The sequence below is a fragment of the Microvirga sp. 2MCAF38 genome, from assembly GCF_052115485.1.
Classification (GTDB): domain Bacteria; phylum Pseudomonadota; class Alphaproteobacteria; order Rhizobiales; family Beijerinckiaceae; genus Microvirga.
On record NZ_JBFRGU010000006.1, the window covers coordinates 239,336 to 262,974 of the forward strand.

A 23,639-nucleotide genomic window follows, 5' to 3' on the forward strand; every position below is an offset into this window, starting at 1 on the left:
CATGACCACCCGTTTCACCGCCGCCTGCGTCCAGATGCGTTCGGGACGCGATCCGCTGAAAAACCGTGATTCGGCGGTCGCCTTGGTCCGTGAGGCTGCGTCGCGCGGGGCCGATTTCGTTCAGACGCCGGAGATGACCTCCCTTGTCGAGCGCACCCGCGGCGACATGCTGGCGAAGGTCGGCCCGCAGGAGACCGACCCGACCCTGGCGAGCCTGCGCGAAGTCGCCCGTGAACGCGGCACGGTCATTCAGGTCGGCTCCATTGCCGTGAAGGCCGGCGACAAGGTCGCCAATCGCGCCTTTCTCATCGGTGCAAACGGTGAGATCGTAGCCTCTTACGACAAGGTCCACCTGTTCGATGTAGACCTGCCGAACGGTGAAAACTGGCGCGAATCGGCCACTTATACCGGCGGCGACAAGGCGGTTCTCGCCGAAACCCCATGGGGCCTTCTCGGGCTGACGATCTGCTACGACGTGCGCTTCGCCGCGCTCTACCGCGCTCTTGCGGAAGCGGGCGCGTCCTTCCTCTCGGCTCCGGCCTGTTTCACGAAACAGACAGGAGAGGCCCATTGGAACATCCTGCACCGGGCGCGCGCCATCGAGACCGGGTCCTTCATGATCTCGGCAGCGCAAGGCGGTCTGCATGAGGACGGACGCGAGACCTTCGGCCATTCGATCATCGTCGATCCCTGGGGCCGCGTTCTCGCGGAAGCGGGCTCCGAGCCCGGCGTCATTCTCGCCGAGATCGATCCGGCGCTTGTAATCGACGCGCGCTCGCGCATTCCGACATTGAAGAACGCACGGCCCTTCACCCTCGAGCGCGCTTCACATGTCCTCGCGACGCAGGCCAAGAAAGCTTGATCGGGCAAGAGACAGCGTCATTCGTTTTCCACTTGCCGTTTTCCACCTTGGCCTCGCGCCGTCCAATCCTTATTTCGAAGACATGATCAAATACGCCCTGGCCTGTGAGAAGGCCCACGATTTCGAAAGCTGGTTCCCCTCGAGCGAGGCGTTTGAGACTCAACGCAAGCGCGGCTTCGTGACTTGCCCGTTCTGCCATTCGGACAAGATCGAAAAGCAGATCATGGCGCCGTCCATCGCCCGTAAAGACAAGGCGCCTGTGTCGACCGAGCCGCAACCGGTCGCGGCACTGACCGAGAAGGAGCGCGAGATCCGCGCCATGCTGCGCGCCCTGCGCGAGCAGGTGATCCAAAATGCGGAGAATGTCGGCACGGGCTTTGCAGAAGAAGCCCGCAAGATGCATTACGGCGAGGCCGAACAGCGCTCCATCTATGGCGAGACCGATCACAGCGAGGCCAAGGCCCTTCTGGAGGAAGGGATCGACGTATTGCCGCTTCCGCTGATTCCCGACGACAGGAACTAGAGCATGAAACCGGTTGTTCGCCCGGATCATGCGGCAATAGACCTAGAGCTTGATCATGTCTGCTTGAAACACGATCAAGCTCTAGCGCCTATTTTTGCGTGACGCTGATCCGCCCGATCATGTTCGGGTGGAAGCGGCAGAAGTAATCGATCGTACCGGCTTTCCTGATGACGATGCGGCCAGTCTTGCCGGGCGCGAGCAACACATCCCAATCACCCATTCTTGCCGTCGCGGTGTGAGCGATAAAATCCGCATTGGTCCATTCGATGATATCGCCAACATGCGCTGAGATCTGCTCGGGTGAAAAAGTGAGCTTGTCGACGCGGATCCGAAAGACTTCGGCATGCGCGGCCGCGCTCGACTGTGAGAGCGCGGCCGCGACGATGCTGCTCCAGAAACGCAGCCGGGCGGGCATCATTTGAGCGTTGCCGTCAGTTGTTCCGCATGCTGCTGGTGGCCCTCGAAGATCTTGAGGCCGGTGGAAAGCAAGTCCTTCAACTCGCCATTGGTCGCTGACGGAATCAAAGTGTCTTGCAGCGCGCCATTGACCGTCTTGTGGTAAGCGACCTCGTTCTCCGCATAGGCTTTATCGAAAGCGGCGCCATTCAGTTTCGAAAGCTTGGCGTGCTCTTCGTTCGCCTGTTTGACGAGAGCTTTGCTGGTGTCGTTATCCTGCGGTGTAACGTTGAGCTTCTTAACGAGTGCCAGCGCTTTCTGGTTCACGGCCTTGTGATCGCGCACCATGTCGTTTGCAAAGGCCCTAACATCCTTATTCTTCGATTTCTTCAGGGCCAGCTGGGCCGCATTGATGTCGATGACGCCGGCCGTGTAGGCGATGTGTGCGATCTGCGGATCCGTTGGCTTAGCGGTTTGAGCCGTCGCGCCCATCGATGACAACAGAAGTCCCGCCAACAAGACGCTTCCTCGAATGAACGACATGATTTCCTCCGTCGTTGAAGCCCCCAAGTCCTGTACGCCGTGAGTGAAATGGTCCTGTACGCCGTGAGTGAAATGGATCACACGTCGGAAAAGACCGTCCCTTGCGTGAAATTTAATTCCTGAACACCAATGGCGATTTCCTTGCGCCGTTCCAACGGCCGAGTCTCATGAGACCTCTCCCCCGCAGCTGCTTTTCTTCGTGCGTTAGCGCTCCATTTCCGTTCCAGCGGCAAAGCTTTGGAGATTTGTTTGACAGTCTTCTTCACCAGCGACACGCATTTCGGCGACCCGCGCGTTCTGACCAAGGATCATCGCCCCTTCAGGACCGTCGCCGAACATGACGAGGCGTTGATTGCGCTCTGGAACGAGGCAGTCTCGGATAAGGATACGATCTGGCATCTTGGCGATTTCGCTCTGCATGTGACGGTGGAGCGGATCGTGGAGTTACTGGCTCGCCTCCATGGCGAGAAGCATCTGATTACTGGCAACAACGATGGCCCTGACACGGTTGCCGCGAAAGGGTGGAAGAGCGTTCAGGCCTATGCCGAACTGCATCTCGAGGACAAAGATCTGGTGCTCTGCCACTACGCCTTCCGAACCTGGAAAAACAACGCGAAGGGTTGGATCGATCTGCACGGGCACTCCCATGGTCGGCTCTCGCACCAGACGCGCCAATACGATGTCGGGGTCGATGTCTGGGATTATCGCCCTGTGACGTTGGAGACCCTGCGGACAACCCGCCGGCGGCAGAAATCGGCCTCCTAGAGCATGATCAGAACAAGTGGAATCCGGTTGTTCGCCCGGATCATGCGGCATCGAAAGAATCGAGAGTTTGATCGTTTCAATCTGATACGATCAAACTCTAGACCTTTCCCCCGACGACTGCGCGACTTAAAGAAAGTCAGCTTCAAAGGAGAGACGTGTGGATCACGAACAAGGCTCCGCCAAGCCTGCGCGGCACATTTCCCTCTTACGCACATTCCTGGGCAGCGAGGCGGCGAGCGGCGTCATCCTCATGGGAGTGACAGTTCTTGCCCTGATCGTCGCCAATTCACCCCTCGCCGACGCCTATTTCCACGCGCTCCACATCGAGGTTCTCGGTCTCAGCATTCTGCACTGGATCAACGATGCGCTGATGGCGCTGTTTTTCCTGCTCGTCGGGCTCGAGATCAAGCGCGAATTCCTTGACGGTCAGTTGTCGACCTGGTCCCGACGGATGTTGCCGGGCATCGCCGCTTTCGGAGGCATGGTCATTCCGGCATTCGTCTTTCTCGTGGTCACGTGGAGCGACCCGTCGCTTCGTCGAGGCTGGGCGATTCCCGCCGCGACCGACATTGCCTTCGCCCTCGGCGTCCTCGCGATTCTCGGCTCGCGCGTACCGGCTTCGTTGAAGATCTTTCTCACCGCACTCGCCATTCTGGACGATCTGGGCGCGATCATCATCATCGCCTTTTTCTACACGGAAGGTCTCAATCTGCCGATGCTCGGGGCCGCCGCCGTGTGCGTGGCCGCGCTCATCGCTCTTAACCGCCTCGGCATCGTCCGACTCGCGCCGTATCTCATCACCGGCGCGCTGCTTTGGTTCTTCGTTCTGAAATCGGGCATCCACGCAACGCTGGCGGGCGTCGTTCTCGCCCTGACCGTGCCTCTCCATCCCAACCCAGAGGCGGTTTCGCCGCTTCTCAAGCTGGAGCACGCGCTCCAGCCGTGGGTCGCCTTTGCCATCATTCCGATCTTCGGTTTCGCGAATGCCGGCGTGCCTCTTGGAAATCTGACAATGGACAGCCTGCTGAGCCCGCTTCCTCTCGGCATCGCGCTCGGGCTCATCATTGGCAAGCAGGTCGGGGTGTTCGGCTTCTCGATGCTCGCCGTGAAACTGCGCCTCGCCGATGTTCCGGCTCGTGCCACGATCACGCAATTCTACGGCGTCGCCCTTCTGTGCGGCATCGGGTTCACCATGAGCCTGTTCATTGGCGCGCTGGCTTTCGAGAAAACCCCGGAGCTGATGAGCGCGACCAAGATCGGCGTGCTCGCGGGCTCCTTCCTCTCGGCGCTTGCGGGCTGGCTTATCCTGGTCTTCACCGACAACCGGGCTCAGGCCCGTTCGGCGAGGAGCATATAATTGACCGCCATATCCCCCGACAACGACCAGATACCGGTGAGCGGATTGTAGGTCACGCCCTTCTCATCCGTGACGTTGAAGCCCGCCTTCGCCAGCGCCGCCGCCAATTCATCCGGCGTCACGAACTTGTCCCAGTCATGGGTGCCCTTGGGCAGCCAGCGCAGGAGATATTCCGCCCCGACGATGGCGAGCGCGAAGGACCGCATGGTCCGGTTCAAGGTCGCCATGGCGAGCCCACCGCCAGGCTTCACCGCTTGTCCGCAGGCGTTCACGAAGGCCTGCACGTCGGCCACGTGTTCCACCACTTCCATGGCAAGCACCATGTCGAAGGTGTCCCCCTTGGCGACCACGGACTCCACCGTCTCGTTGCGATAATCGACGGGAACGCCGGAGCGCTCTGCGTGGAGTTTCGCGACCGCGATATTGGTCGGCGCAGGATCGAGCCCCGTCACCTTGGCTCCGAGCCGGGCGAGCGGCTCTGAGAGCACTCCGCCGCCGCAACCGACGTCGAGGATGGTGAGCCCCTCCAGTGAGCGGGCGGAACGCGGGTCGCGCCCGAACCGGCGGCAGGCCTCATCGCGGATATAGGCCAATCGCACCGGGTTGAACCGGTGGAGCACCTTCATCGCGCCCTTCGGGTCCCACCAGGTCTCCGCGATGCTCTCGAAACGGGCGACCTCTTCCGGATCGATGGTTGTCGTCTTAGCGTCCGCCATAAAGAACTCCCGCCCCTTCCCGTATGGGAAGGTAAATGCAATCGGCCGCGTTGACACGGCGCGCCCTCGCCGTCATGTATACGCGCCTTTTCGCTTCGCGAAGGGGCAAATTTCCCCTTTATCGAACGGCCTCCTTCACACATGCCTCGTCTTGTCATGAAGTTCGGCGGTACATCCGTCGCCAACGTTGAGCGCATCCGCAACGTGGCGCGGCATGTCAAACGCGAGGTCGAGGCCGGCTATGACGTTGCCGTCGTCGTCTCGGCCATGTCGGGTAAGACCAACGAACTGGTCGGCTGGGTGAAAGACGCTTCGACCTTTTACGATTCCAAGGAATACGACGTGGTCGTGGCCTCGGGAGAGCAGGTCACCTCCGGGTTGCTCGCCATCGCGCTGCAGGAAATGGGCGTGAAGGCCCGCTCCTGGCAGGGCTGGCAGATCCCCATCCTGACCTCGGAAGCCCATGGCTCGGCGCGAATAGCCGGTATCGATGGCGCGGGAATCATTGAAAGTTTCACCAAAAACCGCGAAGTCGCCGTCGTCTCGGGCTTCCAGGGCATGCACCAGCCGACACAGCGCGTCACGACGCTCGGCCGCGGCGGCTCGGACACGAGCGCGGTTGCCCTCGCCGCCGCCATTCAGGCCGAACGTTGCGACATCTATACGGATGTGGACGGCGTCTACACCACCGATCCGCGCATCGTGCCCAAGGCCCGCCGCCTGGATAAGGTCTCATACGAAGAAATGCTGGAAATGGCGTCGCTCGGCGCCAAGGTGCTTCAGGTGCGCTCGGTCGAGCTTGCCATGATGCACCGGGTGCCGACCTACGTGCGCTCCAGTTTCGACGATCCCGCCGATCCGCAGCTCGGCACCCTCATTTGCGACGAGGAAGACATCATGGAACAGCAGGTCGTCACCGGCATCGCCTATTCCCGAGACGAAGCCCAAATTACGCTGCGGAACGTCTCCGACAAGCCGGGCATTGCGGCCTCGATCTTCGTGCCCTTGGCGGACGCCAACATCAACGTGGACATGATTATCCAGGTCGTGTCCGACGACACCACCACCACGGACATCACGTTCACGGTCCCCACGGCCGATTACGACCGGGCCGTCGCGGTTCTGAACCAGCATAGGGCGGAGATCGAATTCCGGGACCTCCAGGGCGCGACCGACGTAGTGAAAGTCTCGGCCATCGGGGTGGGCATGCGCAGCCATGCGGGCGTTGCCGCCAAGGCCTTCAAAGCCTTGGCCGACAAGGGCATCAACATCCGGGCCATTACAACTTCTGAGATTAAATTTTCGGTTTTGATCGACTCCGCGTATACAGAGCTTGCGGTCCGCACGCTCCACTCGCTATACGGCCTTGACCAAGCCTGATTGACGGCCAGTCTATGAGGCTGCAACACTTCTCATAATGCCGGTGGGGGCGAACCCGTCGGTCAATCCAAGGACGGGAACAGTCAAGCTCATGCCTAGCGCTCCCGGCGGTCCGCGCCTCCTGTTGCGCCGCCTCCGCGAGATCATGGCGGAGCCGGTCGGCGCCCAGGACCGCCTCGACAAGATCGTCGTCTTGATCGCTGCAAACATGGTGGCGGAGGTGTGCTCCGTCTACGTGTTGCGCGGCGATGGCGTGCTTGAGCTTTTCGCGACCGAAGGTCTGAAACGCGAGGCGGTCCACCTGACCACCATGCGCGCGGGCGAAGGTCTTGTGGGCCTCATCGCCTCAACCGCGGAGCCGCTGGCTCTGTCCGACGCCCAAAGCCACCCGTCCTTCTCCTACAAGCCCGAGACCGGCGAAGAGATTTATCACGGCTTCCTCGGCGTGCCCCTGCTGCGCGCGGGCAATACCCTCGGCGTGCTCGTGGTCCAGAACCGGACCCACCGAATCTATACGGAAGAGGAGATCGAGGCGCTCGAAATCACCGCGATGGTGCTGGCCGAACTGGTCGCGACAGGCGAATTGCAAGCTCTCGCCCCGGTCGAGACCGGCAGTGCCCTGCGCCGTCCCGTCAGCCAGCGCGGCGTGTCGCTGTCGGATGGCGTCGGCCTCGGCCATGTGGTGCTCCACGAACCCCGTGTGGTGGTGAAAAACCTCATCGCCGAGAATATCGACGCAGAATTGGAACGACTTGAGGAGGCTATCGCTGAAGTGCGCGCCTCCATCGACGAGTTGATCGAACGCGGCGATGTCGCCCACCACGGCGAACACCGAGAGGTGCTGGAAACCTTCCGCATGTTCGCCCACGATCAGGGCTGGCTTCGCCGCATGCGTGAAGCCGTGACTTCGGGCCTGACGGCGGAAGCGGCCGTCGAGCGCGTGCAATCGGACAACCGCGCGCGGATGCTGCGCCAGACGGACCCGTATCTGCGCGAGCGTCTGCACGATCTGGACGATCTCGCCAATCGCATGCTGCACCGGCTTGTCGGCCGCGACATGGTGGCCGAGCGGACCTCGCTTCCCGATAACGCGATCCTCGTCGCCCGGTCCATGGGTCCGGCGGCGCTTCTCGATTACGACCGGTCGCGCTTGCGCGGTATCGTGTTGGAAGAAGGCGGACCGACGAGCCATATCGCCATCGTCGCCCGCGCCCTTGGCCTGCCTGCCGTGGGCGAAGTGGCGAACGCCACGTCGCTGGCCGATCCGGGCGATGCCATGATCGTCGACGGCTCCGTGGGCGATGTGCAGATCAGGCCGAATTCCGACGTGGAAGCAGCCTATGCCGAGAAGGCGCGCCTGCGCGCCCGGCGGCAGGAGCAGTACCGCAAACTGCGCGACCTGCCCTCCGTGACCAAAGACGACGTTGCGATCAAATTGCAGCTCAATGCGGGCCTGCTCGTGGATCTGCCGCATCTCGCCGAGACCGGAGCCGAGGGCGTCGGCCTCTTCCGCACGGAATTGCAGTTCATGGTCGCCGAGCGCATGCCGACCGCAAGCGAGCAGCAGGCGCTGTACAGCGCCGCCTTCGCGGAAGCGGGCGATCTGCCCATCACCTTCCGCACCCTCGATATCGGCGGCGACAAGATTCTGCCCTACATGCAGTCGATCGAGGAAGAGAACCCGGCGCTGGGCTGGCGCGCCATTCGCATCGGCCTCGATCGGCCGGGTCTCCTGCGGATGCAGTTGCGCGCCCTGCTCAAGGCCGCCGCCGGACGCCCCTTGAAGATCATGTTCCCCATGATCGCGACCTGCGACGAATTCATCCGCGCCAAGGAAATCGTGGAGCGCGAGAAGGCGCATCTCTCCCGCCACGGCCATGTGCTGCCATCCGATCTCGAACTCGGCGCGATGCTGGAGGTGCCCTCCCTCCTGTTCCAGATCCGCGAGATCTGCGCCGTCGCCGATTTCATCTCCGTCGGCTCCAACGACCTGATGCAGTTCCTTTTCGCCATCGACCGGGAGAACCGGCGCGTGGCGAACCGCTTCGATCCGTTGAGCGTGCCCATGCTGCGCGCGCTCCGGCTTGTCGCGGACGAGGCGCAGAAGGGTGGTTGCAAGGCGACGGTTTGCGGCGAGATCGGCGGCCGGCCGCTCGAAGCAATGGCGCTCATCGCCCTCGGCTTCCGGTCGCTCTCCATGTCGCCCGCTTCCCTTGGCCCCGTAAAGGCCATGCTTCTGGAACTCAACGCCGGCCAGGTCGCTTCCCTCATTCACGAAGAGCTGGAGCACGCCGGAAGCGGCGATAGTCTGCGGCCTCTGCTCACCCGCTTCGCTGAAAGCCACGGTATTCCGATCTGATGACGATTGCGCCTCCTGTCGACCGCCTCAACGCCATTCTTGCGCGCCATGACATCATTATGGCGACGCTCAATGCCGGGCCCGAACCGGAAATCTTTGTCGCGCTCTCGCGTGAATTGTCGGAGCTCGACGGCGTGGTCGAAACGATCCGCGCGTACAAAGCCATGGAAGAGAACCTGCAAGGTCTCGAAGCGCTGCTCGACGACCCCGACATGAAGGCTCTCGCCGAGGACGAGTTGCCTGAGGCGAAAGCGTCTCTGGAAAAGGCCGCGCAGGACCTGCGCATCATGCTTCTTCCCAAGGATGAAGCTGACGAGAAGAGCGCGATCCTCGAAGTACGCGCCGGCACCGGCGGCGACGAGGCGGCGCTTTTCGCGGGAGATCTCTTCCGCATGTATGCGCGCTATGCCGAGTTGAAGGGCTGGAAGGTCGAGGTGCTCTCTGAGAGCGAGGGCACGGCTGGCGGCTACAAGGAAATCTCCGCCGAGATCAAGGGGCGCGGCGTGTTCGCGCGCCTGAAATTCGAAAGCGGTGTTCATCGCGTGCAGCGCGTGCCCGATACGGAAACGCAAGGCCGCATCCACACCTCGGCCGCCACCGTCGCAGTGCTGCCTGAAGCGGAGGACGTGGACATCGTCATCAACGATGCGGACCTCAAGATCGACACCATGCGCGCTCAAGGAGCCGGCGGCCAGCACGTCAACAAGACCGAATCCGCCATCCGCATCACCCACATGCCGACCGGCATGGTGGTGTTCGTGCAGGACGAGCGCTCCCAGCACAAGAACCGCGCCCGCGCCATGGCGCTCCTGCGCGCCCGCCTCTACGACGCCGAGCGCACCGCAAAGGACGCTGTCCGCGCGGCCGACCGCAAGTCGCAGGTCGGCTCCGGCGACCGCTCCGAGCGCATCCGCACCTACAATTTCCCGCAAGGACGCGTCACCGATCACCGCATCAACCTGACGCTCTACAAGATCGAAGAAATCATGAGCGGCAACGCCCTCGATGAGATCGTCGACGCGCTCATCACCGAGCATCAGGCCGCCCAACTCGCGGCGCAGGACATGGCGTGATCGAGGGCCTGAGCCACATCACGCTGATCACCCGCGATCTCGAGCGCATGAGCGCGATCATCGAGACTGTCTTCGAAGGCCGCGAAATCTATACCTCGGGAGACGCGACCTTCTCCCTCTCGCGAGAAAAATTCTTCGACGTCGCCGGCTTATGGATCGCCATCATGGAAGGCGAGAGCCTGCCCACACAGACCTACAACCACATCGCCTTCAAGATCGATGCCGCCTCCATTGCCGACTATCGCGGGCGGATCGAGCGTCTCGGCCTTCACATTCGTGAATCGCGCCCTCGCATTGAAGGTGAAGGTCACTCCCTCTACTTCTACGACGACGACAACCATCTGTTCGAGCTGCATACGGGAACGCTCGAGGAGCGTTTGAATCGGTATGAACGAGGTCGCCCCACGTGACCCGTTCTGAAGCCTTGCGAGATCTTCGCCAGCACCTCGGCGAGGCGGGTTTCGAGACCGCCGCGCTTGATGCGCGGCTTCTGCTTCTGGCTGCGCTCGGGATTTCCGCGACCGACCTGACCCTGCGGCCGGACGAAGCTCTGACGCAGCGTGAGACAGAAGCCCTTCGCGCCTTCGAAGAGCGCCGCCTCGCTCATGAGCCGGTGGCGCGAATTCTAGGAGAACGAGAATTCTGGGGCCTGCCCTTCAGGCTCAGTCCCGAGACCCTCGTGCCCCGGCCGGACACGGAAACCATTATCGAAACGGTGCTTCGGCTTTTACCAAGCCGGCAGGCCCCATTACGGATCGCCGATTTCGGAACAGGCTCGGGTTGCCTTCTGGTCGCACTGCTTCACGAATTGCCGAACGCGTTCGGCCTGGGGGTCGACCGGTCGTTTGGCGCGCTGCGGGCCGCTCGAGGCAATGCCTGGCTGAACGGGGTCGGCGCGCGAGCGGGATTCGTAGCTTCCGACTGGGCCTCGGCCATCGCCGGGCGATTCGATCTGATTGTTTCGAACCCGCCCTACATCGCCTCTTCCGTCATTTCCGGGCTGGACGAGGAGGTCCGAGAGCATGATCCCCGTCTTGCGCTCGACGGCGGCGCGGATGGCCTCGACGCCTACCGGATCCTCTTGAAGGAGGCTGAAAGACTACTGACGCCGAGTGGTCTGCTGGTGCTCGAGATCGGCTACGATCAAGGCGAATCTCTGAAAGACTTGTCGCAGGCCCACGCCCTTGAATTCCTGGACCTTGTCCATGATCTCTCGGGCAATCCCCGTTGTGTCGCCCTCAAACGGACATGATCGCGGGGGATAAATGGTTCTTCACGAAGAGAGCAAAACCTGAAAAATCGCTTGTTGGACCGAGCGGAACCGGCTAGATTCAGGTTAGAGATCGTCCTCGGTCCGAACAAATCGGCGAAAAACCCAATTAGGACGCACGCCGGAAGACCAAACGATATCAATCGCGCAGGCAGGGGCTCTTGAACGGCCGGGCGCGATCTTTTGAACCCGACACTGAAGGACGGCCAAGCTTCTTGAAGGACGCTGGAGCTGAACGACAGACGGCCAGCCGCGCGAATGGTGTGCTATCGCCCGTTCGCTGAAGGCAGGCTTTGAATCGCGCGGGTTTTTCGAGAATCAGCGAGGGTCGTAGACCAACCATGAGACCAGGACAAAACAGGCGCATGCGCGGCCGTAACCGCAACACCAATAACAAGGGTCCAAATCCCTTGACGCGGAGCTACGAGTCGAACGGGCCGGACGTGAAGATTCGGGGCACCGCTCAGCATATCGCCGAGAAATACAGCCAGCTCGCCCGCGACGCGCAGGCCAGCGGCGACCCGGTAGCTGCCGAAAACTATCACCAGCACGCCGAGCACTATTACCGCATCATCGCCGCCGCCCAGGAGCAATTGCGCGAGCAATACGGCCGCTTCGATGACGAGGGCGACGAAGAGGGCGCAGGCGGTTTCGGTGGGGAGGATACGGATCCCGCCTCGCAGCCGCAGCCTTACGAGCAGCGTTCCGAAGGCGAGCGCTTCGAGCGCCCATCGCGGTTCGATCGCGGTGATCGGAACGACCGCGGCGACCGCCAAGATCGCCCTGAGCGCCAGGATCGCCCCGAGCGCCAGGATCGTCCCGAGCGCCAGGATCGCCCCGAGCGGGGAGACCGCCGTGAACGGTTCCAGCGCGACCGTGGCCCTCGCCAGGACTTCAACCGCGATGACCAGCCGCGTCAGGAGCGTTCAGACCGCTTCGAGCGCCAGGATCGTCCGGAGCGCCAGGATCGCCCTGAGCGTCAGGATCGCCCCGAGCGGGGAGACCGGCCCGAACGCTTTGAGCGTCAGGATCGTCCCGAGCGTCAAGATCGCCCGGAGCGTCAGGACCGGCCTGAGCGTGGCGAGTTCCGCTCGAACCGCCGCCGCCAGGACGAGAGCGAACCTGCCGAGGCCGCAAGCCTTCCCGCATTCCTGACGAACCCGGTGCGTGCGCCGATCACGGTGGAGAGCGAAGAGAAGGTCGTTCCTGTGCAGGAAAGCCTGAGCCTGACCGGCGAAGCCGAAGAGGCTCGCCCGCGCCGCCGCCGTCGCGTCCGCAAGGATTTCGAGGAAGGCCGCCCCGAGGGCACGGATTTCGCCCCGGAAGGTATCGAACCCGCCGCGGAATAAGCGAAAGTCATCGCAAACCCGATCAAGGGAGGGCCTACGCCCTCCCTTTTTTATTGGCTCAACGGCAGACTGCCCTGTTCCGCCGCGAACATCTCGCCCTCGATCAGATCGCCCCCGGCCAGAACCTCGGCATAGACGCCGCAATCGAAATGGCCATAGGCCTGCATCAGGCTTTTGGGAATTGTGAGATCGCGGAGTCCCGTCGCAGGGTCGACATTGGTCGCGGCACAGCGCTCAATGCGCTTCGTGACCCGCAAGCGAACCCCGGAAGGGGTCGTGAGAACCTGCCCGACGAGACCGAACTCCACCCAGGGCTGGAGGCCCTCCAGATGGAGATTGCCGCGAAAGCGCAAGGGATCGACCGGCGCGCCGACCAGATTTTCCACGTCCCGCACGCTCGCGAGATTGATGAGCGACACGAAGCCCCGCCGCGAATCGGTGAAGCGGAAGCCGTCGGGGCCTGCGAGCACCTTGGGCGCTCCGCGCAACTCATTCGGCATGAAGCGCGCGAAAAAGGTCTCGATGGCTTCCTGTCCTTGCCTAGTCGCCAAATTACCCCGCGCTGCCTCGCGGCCGCCCTCTTCGATGACGAGGGTCGTCGTCTCGTCGAGATAGTGCGTTTTCAGCCGAGCCAGGCTCTCGTTGCGCATCAGCATGAGAAACTTGATCTTGGGCTGATGTTCGGGCTTTGCCGGATCGAAGCCCGAGGGACCGTTTTCGATGGCGTAGAGACGGTCGCCGGGGAAAAATTCCCCGGGTGTCAAGGTCGCCCGTTCGAGACGTTCAGGCGACAGGCCCTTGACCGGATAGCGGTAAAGAGAAGCGATACGAATGCTCATGCTTCAGGGATAAAGAATCCACGCCCCTGTCACAAGCGCGAGCCCGAGAGCTATTTCTGTCCGCGCGAAAGCACGTCCTCGTCGTCGCCTTGCCGGGCGGGAGCCTTGCCGCCGGCTTCGACACCCTGATTCTCTTCGCTCTTGCGCGCTTTCTCAGAGGTATCGCCAAAGGTCTCAGGCGTCACCGAAGGGCCGCGCTCCAGCGGGCTTTCGGGCACCGCCCCGCCGATAGCATCGTTGCGGGCGAGATCGGCACGCGCCTTCTCGGCTTCGGAACGCGGGTCGTGGGCTTTGCCAGCCATGGGGAACGCCTCCTGCATCGAACGAAGGGTCAATGCCGTTGGAAAAGCGCGGTTCCCTCCCCCGTTCCCCTTGTTGCGGCCGCGTCGTCACACCAATTTAAGCCGAGCGGATGCCTCGCTGGAGGGTCCGACATCACAGGGCGTGGCCGGGCCTCGAAGAGGACGGGCAAGCCTCAGAAGGGGTGACTGATGAATTTCGAGAAATATACTGAGCGCGCCCGTGGCTTCGTGCAGGCTGCGCAGAACCTCGCCATGCGGGAAGGCCATCCGCAATTCGCACCCGGCCACATCCTGAAAGTTCTGCTCGACGATCCGGAAGGCCTCTGCGCCGGGCTGATCGACCGCGCCGGCGGCCGCTCCCGCGAGGCCCATGCCGCGGTCGAGCAATGGCTCGCCAAACAACCCAAGGTGTCCGGCTCCGCCGCACAACCACAGGCGACGCGCGATCTCATGCGCTTTTTCGATAGTGCCGAGCAGACGGCTGAGAAGGCGGGCGATTCGTATGTCACCGTCGAGCGCATGCTGCTGGCGCTGGCGCTCGAAAAAGATTCGGAAGCAGGCAAGATTCTCGCTCAGGCCGGCGTGACGCCGCAAGGGTTGAACGCCGCCATCAATACGCTCCGCAAGGGCCGCACCGCCGACAACGCCACGGCGGAGAACGCCTATGATGCGCTCAAGAAATACGCCCGCGATCTGACGGAAGCCGCTCGCGAGGGCAAGCTCGATCCGGTCATCGGCCGAGACGAGGAAATTCGCCGCACGATCCAGGTTCTTTCACGTCGCACGAAGAACAACCCGGTCCTCATCGGCGAGCCCGGCGTCGGCAAAACCGCCGTCGTGGAAGGCCTTGCCCTGCGCATCGTCAACGGCGACGTGCCGGAAAGTTTGAAGGATAAGCAATTGCTCGCCCTCGACATGGGCGCGCTGATCGCAGGCGCGAAATATCGCGGCGAGTTCGAGGAGCGCCTGAAGGCCGTGCTCAATGAAGTGACCTCCGCGAATGGCGGCATCATCCTCTTCATCGACGAGATGCACACGCTCGTGGGCGCGGGTAAAGCCGATGGCGCGATGGATGCATCGAACCTGCTCAAGCCTGCGCTGGCGCGCGGCGAATTGCATTGCGTCGGCGCGACGACGCTCGATGAATATCGCAAGCACGTGGAGAAGGACGCGGCGCTCGCGCGGCGCTTCCAGCCGATCTTCGTGGACGAGCCTTCGGTCGAGGATACCGTGTCGATCCTGCGCGGCATCAAGGAAAAGTACGAGCAGCATCACGGCGTGCGCATCACCGATTCGGCGCTTGTCGCCGCTGCGACTCTGTCGAACCGCTATATCACCGACCGCTTCCTGCCGGACAAGGCCATCGACCTCGTGGATGAAGCCGCCTCGCGCCTGCGCATGCAGGTGGATTCGAAGCCTGAGGAACTCGACTCGCTCGATCGCGAAATCATCCGCCTGAAGATCGAAGCGGAAGCGCTCAAGAAGGAAACCGACAGCGCCTCGAAGGATCGTCTCGCGCGGCTCGAAAAGGAGCTCGCGGATCTTGAAGAGCGCTCGGACGCCATCACCACCCGCTGGAAAGCGGAGAAGGACAAGCTCGGCCACGCGGCGAAGCTGAAGAAATCACTCGACGATGCCCGCAACGAATTGGCCTCCGCTCAACGGCAAGGCCAATATCAGCGCGCGGGTGAGCTCGCCTACGGTGTCATTCCGCAACTCGAGAAGGAGCTCGCTGAAACGGAAGCGAACGCCGATGGCGGCGGCATGATGGAAGAGGCGGTGACGCCGAACCACGTGGCGCAGGTCGTCTCCCGCTGGACCGGCGTTCCCGTCGACAAGATGCTCGAAGGCGAGCGCGAAAAACTCCTCCAGATGGAGCAGGAACTCTCCAAGCGCGTCATCGGTCAGCGAGAGGCGGTGGAAGCCGTCTCGACTGCCGTGCGTCGTGCGCGCGCGGGCTTGCAGGATCCGAACCGGCCCATCGGCTCGTTCATGTTCCTCGGCCCCACCGGCGTCGGCAAGACCGAGTTGACGAAGGCGCTTGCCGCGTTCCTGTTCGACGACGACACTGCGCTCGTGCGCATCGACATGTCGGAATACATGGAGAAGCACTCGGTTGCCCGCCTCATCGGCGCGCCTCCCGGCTATGTGGGCTACGAGGAAGGCGGCGCGTTGACGGAAGCAGTGCGGCGCCGGCCTTATCAGGTCGTGCTGTTCGACGAGATCGAGAAGGCGCATCCGGACGTGTTCAACGTGCTGCTGCAAGTGCTCGACGATGGACGTCTCACCGATGGCCAAGGCCGTACGGTCGATTTCCGCAACACGCTGATCATCATGACGTCGAATCTCGGCGCGGAATATCTCGTGACGCAGAAAGAGGGCGAGGATACCGACGCCGTTCGCGGCGAGGTGATGGCGGTGGTGCGCTCGCATTTCCGTCCGGAATTCCTCAACCGCGTGGACGAGATCATCCTGTTCCACCGTCTGAAGCGCAGTGAGATGGGCGCCATCGTCGACATCCAGATCAAGCGCCTTCAGAAGCTTCTGGACGATCGCAAGATCACCCTCGAACTCGCACCGGAAGCCCGCGACTGGCTCGCGGACAAAGGCTACGATCCGGCTTACGGCGCGCGGCCCTTGAAACGCGTGATCCAGAAGAACGTGCAGGACCCGCTCGCCGAACTGATTCTCGGCGGCGAGATCCATGATAGTGAAACCGTGCGTGTCACCGTCGGGCCGGAAGGTCTGATGATCGGAGATTTCACGGCGAACCGGAAGGCGGAACGGGCTCCGGAGGGTGTGCGGCTGAATTGAGCCGCACCGCCTTACAGTAAATTGCGATATGGCCGGGTTCGCCCCGGCCATATTCATTTGAAGAGGAACCCTCCCCGCCGACATTCCGGAGCGCGGAATCCATACCGCAACGGTTCCGTAGATGCGCCTTACATTGCAATGGCAGGGTATGGGTTTCGGACTCGCGCCAAGGCGCACGCCGGAACGACGTCGGCCTGTTCCCATTCGGACAGAATTCTGGCAAAAGCTCTCGTCCCAGTTCGCCACACAGAGAACATTCCCGTGAAGCTCATTCGTTAGCGACGCTCTCGCAAGAAGAATTTGAAGACGACCGACCCGCACCCAGCGGCCGGAGCGTCATGTCTTTTTGCGCGCCGAAGCGCCTGTGCTTCGGCCAAAGCTAACGCATGTCAGGACAAAAGAATGTCTCATCTCGAACAGATGCCGCTCACGATCGAGCGCGGCACGATCCAATCCGGATCCTTCTCTCTCGGCTATTCCATCGAAGGGGCGGGTACACCCGTTCTCGTGATCGGGAGCGCGGTTTATTATCCGCGCGTGTTCTCGCAGGATCTGCGGCGCTCGCTCAAACTGATCTTTGCCGATCATCGCGGTTTTGCGCCCTCATCCGGCGAGGAAAACCCCGATTATTCCCTTGAGCGCGTGCTTGCCGATATCGATCTGGTACGGTCCCGCCTCGGCCTCGACAAGATCGTGATCCTCGGCCATTCCGGCCACGGCTATATGGCGCTGGAGTACGCCAAGGCGTATCCACAGCATGTGTCGCATGTGGTCATGCTCGCGACCGGGCCAAGCCATAGCGCAGCTCATATGGCCGTGTTGGAGCGTTCCTGGCAGGAGGCCGCGTGCCCGGAGCGCAAGGCGCGGCTCGATGCGGACATGGCGACGCTAGGTGCAGCCATCGCCGCCACACCTGAAAGGCGCTTCATCGCCTATTGCGTGAAGATGGGCGCGCGCAGCTGGTTCGATCACACCTTCGATGCAGGCCCGCTATGGGACGGCGTTCACGTGAACATGCCCCTGTTCGACTTCATGTGGGGCGAGGTCTTTCGCGACATCGATATTGCGAAAGGTCTCGACAAGCTGAACGCTCCCGTGTTCCTCGGGCTCGGCCGGTTCGATTATCTCGTCGCGCCCTCCCCCACATGGGACGCCTATCGGCCACATTTCCACGATCTGACTGTGCGGATCTTCGACAAAAGCAGCCACACGCCGCAATTCGAGGAGTCCGACGTGTTCGATTCCGAATTGTTGGGATGGCTCTCGTCTCGCCAATAGCGGGGTCTCACCGGGAAAGGCCGCCGTTGGCGGCCTTTCATTTGGCTCCCCGGACCAAATCCAAGCAACCACGGTATGGCTCACCCTACCTTGGATCAGATGTCCTTTCGCGTTTTTCGCCCTATCCATTGTGCACCGCATCGTCGGCCATAACATTTCGAGGAAACACCCATGGATAGAAGAACTATGCTCAAGGGCGCCGGTCTCGCGGCAGCCGCAGGCGTGGCCTCTCCCGCCATCGCGCAATCGCAGCCCGAGATCCGCTGGCGCATGCCGTCGAGCTATCCCAAGAGCCTCGATACGCTCTATGGCGCCGGCGTGCAGATCGCCAAGCGCGTGGCGGAGGCGACCGACAACAAGTTCCAGATCCAGGTTTTCGCGGCGGGCGAGATCGTCAGCGGCCTGCAGGTCATGGACGCGGTGCAGAACGGCACCGTCGAATGCGGCTACACCTTGTCGAGTTACTATATCGGCAAGGATCCGACCTTCATGTTCGAGACCTCCGTGCCGTGGGGCATGAACGTGCGCCATCACAATGCGTGGATGAATTTCGGCGGTGGCCTCGATCTCGTGCGCGAATTCCTCAAGGACTACAACATCCAGACCTTCCAGGCCGGACAGACCGGCGCGCAGATGGGCGGTTGGTTCCGCAAAGAAATCAATTCCGTCGAAGATCTGAAGGGCCTGAAATTCCGCATCGCCGGCATGGGCGGCCAGATCATGGCGAAGCTCGGCGTGGTGCCTCAGGTGCTCGCCGGCGGCGACATTTATCCGGCGCTGGAGCGTGGCACCCTCGACGCGGTGGAGTTCTCCGGACCTTACGACGACGAGAAGCTCGGTTTCGTGAAGGTCGCCAAGTACTATTACTATCCCGGTTTCTGGGAGGGCTCGGCGCAACCCTCACTCTACATCAACCTCGACAAATGGAATTCGCTGCCACCTGCCTATCAAGCCATTCTGGAGGCAGCCTGCGCGGAAGCCAACGCGCAATGCGTGATGAAATACGATGCGCAGAATGCGGAGGCGATCCGCCGTCTCGTCGCTCAGGGAGCGTTGCTGCGCGCTTTCCCCAAAGATGTGATGGAGGCGAGCTACAAGACAGCTTACGCCCATTACAACGAGATCGCGGCATCGAATCCCAAATTCAAGAAAATCTACGATTCGTGGAATGCGTTCCGCGAAAAGGAGAACACTTGGTTCCGCATCGCCGAACTTCCCTTCGATATCTTCACCACGACGCAGAACCAGCAAAAGAATTGATATAAAAGGCGAATTTTCATCAGCGAAGGCGGCGTGTCATCCCGGCGCGCCGCCTTTTTCATGAAAATCGGGATCAAGGCTTGAGCGTAGGCGTTGTCCTCATCGAGTGGGTTCCAATCGAGCCCCGAAGCAATGGAGACACCGCATGAAGGAACATAATCGACATCGCGACGCGGAGCATAAGAAGGCCGGCGAGAAGGATCGTAAGTTGCCCGAGAACACAAAAGAAAATCTTGACCGGAAACTCGATGAAGCCGGGGAAGAATCCTTTCCCGCGAGCGATCCGGTATCCGTAAAAATCACGAAATAGAAGCAGCCGCTTTTGGTATCGCTTCGCCACCCAAGGTGGCTGGAGCGATACCCTTTTTCACGTTCGGCTGGCGACCGCGACACCAAGCGCGGCGCAACCCATGCCAACTATCTGGATCGCGCTCAAGGTCTCGCCGAACAGGGCATAGGCCATGAGCGCGGAGACCGGCGGCACGAGGTAAAGCAGCGTCGCCACCCCAACAACGGCCCCGTGGCGGATGAGATAAAGCAGAAGCCCGATGGCGCCGATGGAAAGGCCGAGCACGGCCCAGATCAGCGAGAGCCAGAGCGGGAGCGTGAATTCCATGTGTCCCTGCTCGCTCAGCAACATCATCGGTACGGTCACGACCGCCGCGCCGATATATTGCACGAGGGCGTTGACGCGCAGATCGGCGCTGGCGCCGGTGCGCTTCTGCCAGATGGTGCCGAGCGTGATCGAAAGCATGGCGAGAAGGCCGACGCCAAGCGCCAGAGGTGGAACACCGGCCCCGAGTTTAGGCAGCACCACGAGCCCGGCTCCGATGAAGCCGAGGCCGATGCCGATCCAACGGCGCTGCGAAACCTGTTCTCCGAGAAGCGGCTCCGCGAGAACGCCCGTCACCAGCGGCTGAAGTCCCGCGACGAGCGCCATGATCCCGGCCGGCAGGCCATGCTTCACGGCCCAGAACACCCCGCCGAGATAGAACCCATGCAGAAGAACGCCAGCGACCAAGCCGTCGCGCCATTCCCGGCCCGTCTTCGGCCAGGACGCCCGCATCGCCAGGACGACGAGGACAAGCACCAGAATGGCAAGCAGGTAACGGACAAGGAGGAAGGTCAGCGGCTCCGCATAGGGCGCGATGGTTCGCGCCACGATGAAGCCAGTCGCCCAGATCACGACGAAGAGCGGCGGCGCAAGGCGTGTCAAAAGAGAGGATGTCATGAAAGAGAGCCGAAGCCTTCGATAGGGAAGACGCATCATCGCCATAGCGCATTTCCGACCGGCGGACCAACCGTGCCATCGTTAGAGGGGCCAAGTATGGGAAGAACCATGAGAAGAATATGTTTACCCGCAAGGTCCAAAACGAAGGTAGCTTGCCGATCATCTGTTCCGCGCCATGTCAGGTGCGTCGGAGAACTTGTTTGAAGCGCTTGTGGACCATCTTCGAGATTCTCGGCCTCACCGTCCGGCGCTTCATCATGCATGACGCCTGGGCCATATCGAGCCATATCGCGCTCTCGGTCCTGACCTCGCTCTTTCCCTTTCTCATCCTGCTGACCGCCCTGGCAAGCCTTTTCGGCACCGCATCGCTCTCGGACGAGGCGGCGGATCTCATCCTCGACTCGTGGCCGCGCGAAGTAGCGGAGCCCATTGCCGGCGAGGTGCACCGCATCCTGACTGGGCGGCGCAGTGGCGTGCTGACGCTCGGCCTCGTGCTCTCGCTCTATTTCGCGTCGAGCGGGGTCGAAAGCCTGCGCGTCGGCCTCAACCGCGCTTATGGCGTGCGCGAAACACGGGCCTGGTGGCTGACACGCCTTGAATCCATCGCCTTCGTCATCGGCGGAGCCTTCGTCATTCTAGCGCTCGCGTTTCTCGTCGTGCTCGGCCCCTTCATCTGGCGTGGCATGGTCCGTGTCTTCCCGGCGCTCAACGCCTTTGGCGATATCGCCGATCTTCTCCGTCTCGGCGTCGCGACCTTGATCATCGTCGCCGGTCTGATCGGCGCGCATCGGTTTCTTCCGGCCGGCCAACGCTCGTTCCTCTCGATCCTGCCGGGAATCGGCGTCACGCTCATTCTTTGGCTCCTCGGCGGCATCGGCTTCGGCTGGTATCTGGAGTTCTATCCAGGTTCCTACGCCTCGACCTACGGGGGCCTCGCCACCGCAATGGTGGTGCTGATCTTTCTGTACACGCTCGGTGCGATCTTCCTGTTCGGCGGTGAGCTGAACGGCACGATGCGCATCATCAAGCGACGACGCTGGCACAAGGAAGAAGAAGTCGTGGCCTTCGACGACAGCGTGAAGGAAGGCTGAGTGCGCAAACGAAAACGGCCGGGTCGAGCCCGGCCGTTCTCTCGATTTAGAAATGCGCTCGCTTAGAGTTTGATCGTTTCAGATCGAAACAGGATCAAACTCTCGATTCTTTATTGTCGCATGATCCGGGCGAACAACCGGTTTCCACTTGTTCTGATCACGCTCTAGTTGGCGATGCGATACTTCACGAAGCCTTCCGGCGCATCGCCCATCTTCTCGGCCTTGATGCCGGCCGGCTGATAAGCGGCGGCGTTCGGGCCGGTGGTGAACGTCGCAACGACACTCGAAGGCACCGCGAGCGTCCACGAACCGTCGGCCTTCGGCGCGACGGTCTTGCGTTCGATGATGAAGCGCATGATCGCGTCGCGCGTCAGATCGGGAGCCTCGAACACGATGGTCTTGCCGTCGGCGCCGGGGAAATTGCCGCCGCCACCTGCGCGATAATTGTTCGTCGCAACGATGAAGACCTGATCGTCGGTAACGGGCTTGCCGTTATAGGTCAGATCTTTGATGCGGTGAGCATCGGGCGCAATGACCTTGCCGTTGTCGTCGTAGCGCGAGGCCTGGGTCGGATCGATCTTGTACTGCACGCCCGCGATGACGTCGAAGTTATAGGCCGGGAACTTCTGATTGATGAGATCCTGTTCACCGCTCTTCGTCGGGTCGATCTGGTTGAAGATGCCGGCCGAGCGCTCCAGCCATTCGCGCACCTGCGCGCCGGTCACCTTCACCGCGCGCACCGTGTTCGGATAGATGTAGATATCGGCCATGTCCTTGATCGCGAGCGGACCGGGCTTGATCTCGGTGAAGTAGTTCGGGCCGCCGCGTCCGCCTGCCTTGAAGGGAGCAGCCGCCGAGAGAAGCGGCAGATCCTTGTAAGGCGTGTTCTTGAGAAGATCGGCCACATACCAAGCTTGCGCCTCGGCAACGATCTTCACAGACGCATCATCGGCGACCAGCGAGAAGTAGGAGTGGATCGGAACGGAGGTCTGGCCCACCGGCTCGCGTACGTATTTCAGCGTCGCGTCGTGATCCGTTTGCGCGGCCGCGAGAACGAGCGCTTCGGATTCGGCCTTCGGCACGATCTTGCGGTCGACGCGATCGTAGATCGGGCGCGCGTCAGTCTTGAAGTTCGCGACCTTCCAGGCGTTGCCTTCCTTGGTGAGTTCGAGATCGATGACGCCGAGGTGGCTGCCCCAGAAGCCGGCCATGACGGCGGGCTTGCCGTGAAGCGTGCCCTTCTGCACGTCGACACCCGGAATGTTGGCGAATTCCTTGCCGCCGGGGAACACGAAATGCTGGTGCCCGGTGAGGATGGCATCGATGCCGTCGACCTTGGCGAGATGCAGTGCAGCATTCTCCTCGCCGCCGCTACGCTCACCGCCCGCGATGCCGGAATGGCAGAGCGCCACGACGATATCGGCACCGGCCTTCTTCAGATCAGGCACATGCTTTTTCGCTGCATCGACGATATCGATGGTCGTCGCCTTGCCGTCGAGATTGGCCTTGTCCCATTGCACGATCTGCGGCGGCGTGAAGCCGATGACGCCGACCTTGATCTTGTGCTTCGCGCCGCTCTCATCGGCGAATTCGCGATCGAGAATGATCCAGGGCTGGCGCAGGGTCTTGCCGTCGGCCTTGATGACGTTCGCGCAGACCAGCGGGAATTTCGCCGCGCCCATCGCGTTCTGCAGGAAATCGAGACCGTAGTTGAATTCGTGATTGCCGAACGTGCCGCAATCGTAATTGAGCGTGTTCATGGCGGCGACCATGGGATGAACGTCGCCTTCCTTCATACCGCGCCGATACGCGATGAAGTCACCGAGCGGGGAACCCTGGATCAGATCGCCGTTGTCGAAGAGCAGGCTGTTCTTCGCCTCGCCGCGCGCGGCCTTCACGAGGTTCGCGGTGCGCGCAAGGCCGACCGTGTCGTCGCTGGCGTCGCGATAATAATCGTAAGGGAAGATGTTGGCGTGAATATCGGTCGTCTCGAGGATGCGGAGCTTGACGACCGGATCCGCCGCGAAGGCGAATTTCGGCAGCCCCGCGACGGCCACCGCGGCCACGCCGGTTTGAAGAGCGCGACGGCGGGTAATGGAAGTCCCTGACATTTTCTTGGTTCCCCTGGTGAAACAGTATTAGCCGCCGCAGAGGGAACACGAGTTTTGTGACAAGATCAATAATAGCCATCTAAGAAGACGGTTATTGCGCTCTATCGCGCGTCACCGGAA

21 protein-coding genes are annotated in these 23,639 nt (G+C 61.8%); 14 read left to right on the forward strand and 7 right to left on the reverse strand.

All coding sequences use genetic code 11. The annotated features are described in order from the left end of the window. Nucleotide 1: 1 nt before the first annotated feature. Together AB4072_RS14480 and AB4072_RS14485 are read left to right on the forward strand one after the other, a co-directional pair. Nucleotides 2–862: a carbon-nitrogen hydrolase family protein gene (locus tag AB4072_RS14480; protein ID WP_441968981.1), complete on the forward strand. Its 861-nt coding sequence runs from the start codon at nucleotides 2–4 to the stop codon at nucleotides 860–862. 82 nt (nucleotides 863–944) lie between these two features. After that, a complete protein-coding gene (locus AB4072_RS14485; RefSeq protein WP_441968983.1) occupies nucleotides 945–1,385 on the forward strand; it encodes a DUF1178 family protein in 441 nt (146 codons plus the stop codon). A gap of 88 nt (nucleotides 1,386–1,473) precedes the next feature. Here AB4072_RS14485 and AB4072_RS14490 read toward each other — a convergent pair whose 3' ends face one another. Both AB4072_RS14490 and AB4072_RS14495 read right to left on the reverse strand, forming a co-directional pair. Next, complete coding sequence (locus AB4072_RS14490) at nucleotides 1,474–1,803, reverse strand: cupredoxin domain-containing protein (RefSeq protein ID WP_441968984.1); 330 nt, start codon at nucleotides 1,801–1,803, stop codon at nucleotides 1,474–1,476. Further along, nucleotides 1,800–2,324: a DUF4142 domain-containing protein gene (locus AB4072_RS14495; RefSeq protein ID WP_441968986.1), complete on the reverse strand. Its 525-nt coding sequence runs from the start codon at nucleotides 2,322–2,324 to the stop codon at nucleotides 1,800–1,802. The genes AB4072_RS14490 and AB4072_RS14495 overlap by 4 nt, the downstream gene beginning before the upstream one ends. Before the next feature lie 249 nt (nucleotides 2,325–2,573). Here AB4072_RS14495 and AB4072_RS14500 point away from each other — a divergent pair, with 249 nt between their 5' ends. Continuing rightward, a complete protein-coding gene (locus AB4072_RS14500; protein WP_441968988.1) occupies nucleotides 2,574–3,089 on the forward strand; it encodes a metallophosphoesterase family protein in 516 nt (171 codons plus the stop codon). A gap of 157 nt (nucleotides 3,090–3,246) precedes the next feature. Next, nucleotides 3,247–4,446 carry a Na+/H+ antiporter NhaA gene (nhaA, locus tag AB4072_RS14505; protein WP_441968990.1) on the forward strand — a complete coding sequence of 400 codons (1,200 nt, stop codon included), beginning with the start codon at nucleotides 3,247–3,249 and terminating at the stop codon, nucleotides 4,444–4,446. On the opposite strand, the gene ubiG is transcribed toward nhaA, so the two are convergent. Then, on the reverse strand, nucleotides 4,419–5,162 hold the full coding sequence (gene ubiG, locus AB4072_RS14510; RefSeq protein WP_441968992.1) for a bifunctional 2-polyprenyl-6-hydroxyphenol methylase/3-demethylubiquinol 3-O-methyltransferase UbiG: 744 nt from the start codon (nucleotides 5,160–5,162) through the stop codon (nucleotides 4,419–4,421). The genes nhaA and ubiG overlap by 28 nt on opposite strands. 141 nt (nucleotides 5,163–5,303) lie before the next feature. Between ubiG and AB4072_RS14515 the strand changes: the two genes are divergently transcribed. The 6 genes from AB4072_RS14515 (at nucleotide 5,304) to AB4072_RS14540 (ending at nucleotide 12,593) form a co-directional block, all read left to right on the forward strand. Beyond that, nucleotides 5,304–6,542, forward strand: coding sequence for an aspartate kinase (locus AB4072_RS14515; protein WP_441968994.1), 1,239 nt, complete (start codon nucleotides 5,304–5,306; stop codon nucleotides 6,540–6,542). A 91-nt stretch (nucleotides 6,543–6,633) separates the two neighbouring features. Beyond that, nucleotides 6,634–8,901: a phosphoenolpyruvate--protein phosphotransferase gene (ptsP, locus tag AB4072_RS14520; RefSeq protein WP_441968996.1), complete on the forward strand. Its 2,268-nt coding sequence runs from the start codon at nucleotides 6,634–6,636 to the stop codon at nucleotides 8,899–8,901. Next, nucleotides 8,901–9,974 (forward strand): peptide chain release factor 1, encoded by a 1,074-nt coding sequence (gene prfA, locus AB4072_RS14525; RefSeq protein ID WP_441968997.1) that lies wholly within the window; start codon nucleotides 8,901–8,903, stop codon nucleotides 9,972–9,974. The genes ptsP and prfA overlap by 1 nt, the downstream gene beginning before the upstream one ends. Next, complete coding sequence (fosX, locus tag AB4072_RS14530) at nucleotides 9,971–10,384, forward strand: FosX/FosE/FosI family fosfomycin resistance hydrolase (protein WP_441968999.1); 414 nt, start codon at nucleotides 9,971–9,973, stop codon at nucleotides 10,382–10,384. Before prfA ends, fosX begins: the two co-directional genes overlap by 4 nt. Continuing rightward, on the forward strand, nucleotides 10,381–11,226 hold the full coding sequence (prmC, locus tag AB4072_RS14535) for a peptide chain release factor N(5)-glutamine methyltransferase (protein ID WP_441969001.1): 846 nt from the start codon (nucleotides 10,381–10,383) through the stop codon (nucleotides 11,224–11,226). The genes fosX and prmC overlap by 4 nt, the downstream gene beginning before the upstream one ends. Nucleotides 11,227–11,609: 383 nt before the next feature. After that, the gene (locus tag AB4072_RS14540; protein ID WP_441969003.1) at nucleotides 11,610–12,593 is read left to right on the forward strand and encodes a DUF4167 domain-containing protein; all 984 of its coding nucleotides are present in this window, start codon (nucleotides 11,610–11,612) and stop codon (nucleotides 12,591–12,593) included. Between the two features lie 50 nt (nucleotides 12,594–12,643). Here the strand turns inward: AB4072_RS14540 and AB4072_RS14545 are convergent, their stop codons facing one another. Next, complete coding sequence (locus tag AB4072_RS14545) at nucleotides 12,644–13,432, reverse strand: MOSC domain-containing protein (protein WP_441969005.1); 789 nt, start codon at nucleotides 13,430–13,432, stop codon at nucleotides 12,644–12,646. Nucleotides 13,433–13,482: 50 nt separating this feature from the next. Beyond that, nucleotides 13,483–13,734, reverse strand: coding sequence for a hypothetical protein (locus tag AB4072_RS14550; RefSeq protein ID WP_441969007.1), 252 nt, complete (start codon nucleotides 13,732–13,734; stop codon nucleotides 13,483–13,485). A gap of 189 nt (nucleotides 13,735–13,923) precedes the next feature. On the opposite strand from AB4072_RS14550, the gene clpB reads away from it, so the two are divergent. The 3 genes from clpB to AB4072_RS14565 all read left to right on the forward strand — a co-directional run bounded on the left by clpB (nucleotide 13,924) and on the right by AB4072_RS14565 (nucleotide 19,086). Next, a complete protein-coding gene (gene clpB, locus AB4072_RS14555; protein WP_441969009.1) occupies nucleotides 13,924–16,548 on the forward strand; it encodes an ATP-dependent chaperone ClpB in 2,625 nt (874 codons plus the stop codon). A gap of 402 nt (nucleotides 16,549–16,950) precedes the next feature. After that, on the forward strand, nucleotides 16,951–17,826 hold the full coding sequence (locus AB4072_RS14560) for an alpha/beta fold hydrolase (protein ID WP_441969011.1): 876 nt from the start codon (nucleotides 16,951–16,953) through the stop codon (nucleotides 17,824–17,826). Between the two features lie 171 nt (nucleotides 17,827–17,997). Beyond that, complete coding sequence (locus AB4072_RS14565; protein WP_441969013.1) at nucleotides 17,998–19,086, forward strand: TRAP transporter substrate-binding protein; 1,089 nt, start codon at nucleotides 17,998–18,000, stop codon at nucleotides 19,084–19,086. Between the two features lie 367 nt (nucleotides 19,087–19,453). Here AB4072_RS14565 and AB4072_RS14570 read toward each other — a convergent pair whose 3' ends face one another. Beyond that, nucleotides 19,454–20,317, reverse strand: coding sequence for a DMT family transporter (locus tag AB4072_RS14570; RefSeq protein WP_441969014.1), 864 nt, complete (start codon nucleotides 20,315–20,317; stop codon nucleotides 19,454–19,456). A 257-nt stretch (nucleotides 20,318–20,574) separates the two neighbouring features. Between AB4072_RS14570 and AB4072_RS14575 the strand changes: the two genes are divergently transcribed. Beyond that, the gene (locus tag AB4072_RS14575) at nucleotides 20,575–21,408 is read left to right on the forward strand and encodes a YihY/virulence factor BrkB family protein (protein WP_441969210.1); all 834 of its coding nucleotides are present in this window, start codon (nucleotides 20,575–20,577) and stop codon (nucleotides 21,406–21,408) included. 164 nt (nucleotides 21,409–21,572) lie between these two features. On the opposite strand, the gene AB4072_RS14580 is transcribed toward AB4072_RS14575, so the two are convergent. Then, entirely contained in the window at nucleotides 21,573–23,519 is a 1,947-nt protein-coding gene (locus tag AB4072_RS14580) for a bifunctional 2',3'-cyclic-nucleotide 2'-phosphodiesterase/3'-nucleotidase (protein WP_441969016.1), read from the reverse strand. Nucleotides 23,520–23,639 lie beyond the last annotated feature (120 nt).

Excerpts from the sequence above, each read along its gene's own strand:
- AB4072_RS14550 (WP_441969007.1), bottom strand. The coding sequence starts at position 13,734 with ATGGCTGGCAAAGCCCACGACCCGCGTTCCGAAGCCGAGAAGGCGCGT.
- AB4072_RS14580 (WP_441969016.1), bottom strand. The coding sequence starts at position 23,519 with ATGTCAGGGACTTCCATTACCCGCCGTCGCGCTCTTCAAACCGGCGTG.
- AB4072_RS14480 (WP_441968981.1), top strand. The coding sequence starts at position 2 with ATGACCACCCGTTTCACCGCCGCCTGCGTCCAGATGCGTTCGGGACGC.
- AB4072_RS14575 (WP_441969210.1), top strand. The coding sequence starts at position 20,575 with ATGCATGACGCCTGGGCCATATCGAGCCATATCGCGCTCTCGGTCCTG.
- AB4072_RS14515 (WP_441968994.1), top strand. The coding sequence starts at position 5,304 with ATGCCTCGTCTTGTCATGAAGTTCGGCGGTACATCCGTCGCCAACGTT.
- AB4072_RS14490 (WP_441968984.1), bottom strand. The coding sequence starts at position 1,803 with ATGATGCCCGCCCGGCTGCGTTTCTGGAGCAGCATCGTCGCGGCCGCG.
- AB4072_RS14570 (WP_441969014.1), bottom strand. The coding sequence starts at position 20,317 with ATGACATCCTCTCTTTTGACACGCCTTGCGCCGCCGCTCTTCGTCGTG.
- AB4072_RS14545 (WP_441969005.1), bottom strand. The coding sequence starts at position 13,432 with ATGAGCATTCGTATCGCTTCTCTTTACCGCTATCCGGTCAAGGGCCTG.
- ubiG (WP_441968992.1), bottom strand. The coding sequence starts at position 5,162 with ATGGCGGACGCTAAGACGACAACCATCGATCCGGAAGAGGTCGCCCGT.
- clpB (WP_441969009.1), top strand. The coding sequence starts at position 13,924 with ATGAATTTCGAGAAATATACTGAGCGCGCCCGTGGCTTCGTGCAGGCT.
- AB4072_RS14485 (WP_441968983.1), top strand. The coding sequence starts at position 945 with ATGATCAAATACGCCCTGGCCTGTGAGAAGGCCCACGATTTCGAAAGC.
- AB4072_RS14560 (WP_441969011.1), top strand. The coding sequence starts at position 16,951 with ATGTCTCATCTCGAACAGATGCCGCTCACGATCGAGCGCGGCACGATC.
- ptsP (WP_441968996.1), top strand. The coding sequence starts at position 6,634 with ATGCCTAGCGCTCCCGGCGGTCCGCGCCTCCTGTTGCGCCGCCTCCGC.
- AB4072_RS14495 (WP_441968986.1), bottom strand. The coding sequence starts at position 2,324 with ATGTCGTTCATTCGAGGAAGCGTCTTGTTGGCGGGACTTCTGTTGTCA.
- AB4072_RS14540 (WP_441969003.1), top strand. The coding sequence starts at position 11,610 with ATGCGCGGCCGTAACCGCAACACCAATAACAAGGGTCCAAATCCCTTG.
- prfA (WP_441968997.1), top strand. The coding sequence starts at position 8,901 with ATGACGATTGCGCCTCCTGTCGACCGCCTCAACGCCATTCTTGCGCGC.
- AB4072_RS14565 (WP_441969013.1), top strand. The coding sequence starts at position 17,998 with ATGGATAGAAGAACTATGCTCAAGGGCGCCGGTCTCGCGGCAGCCGCA.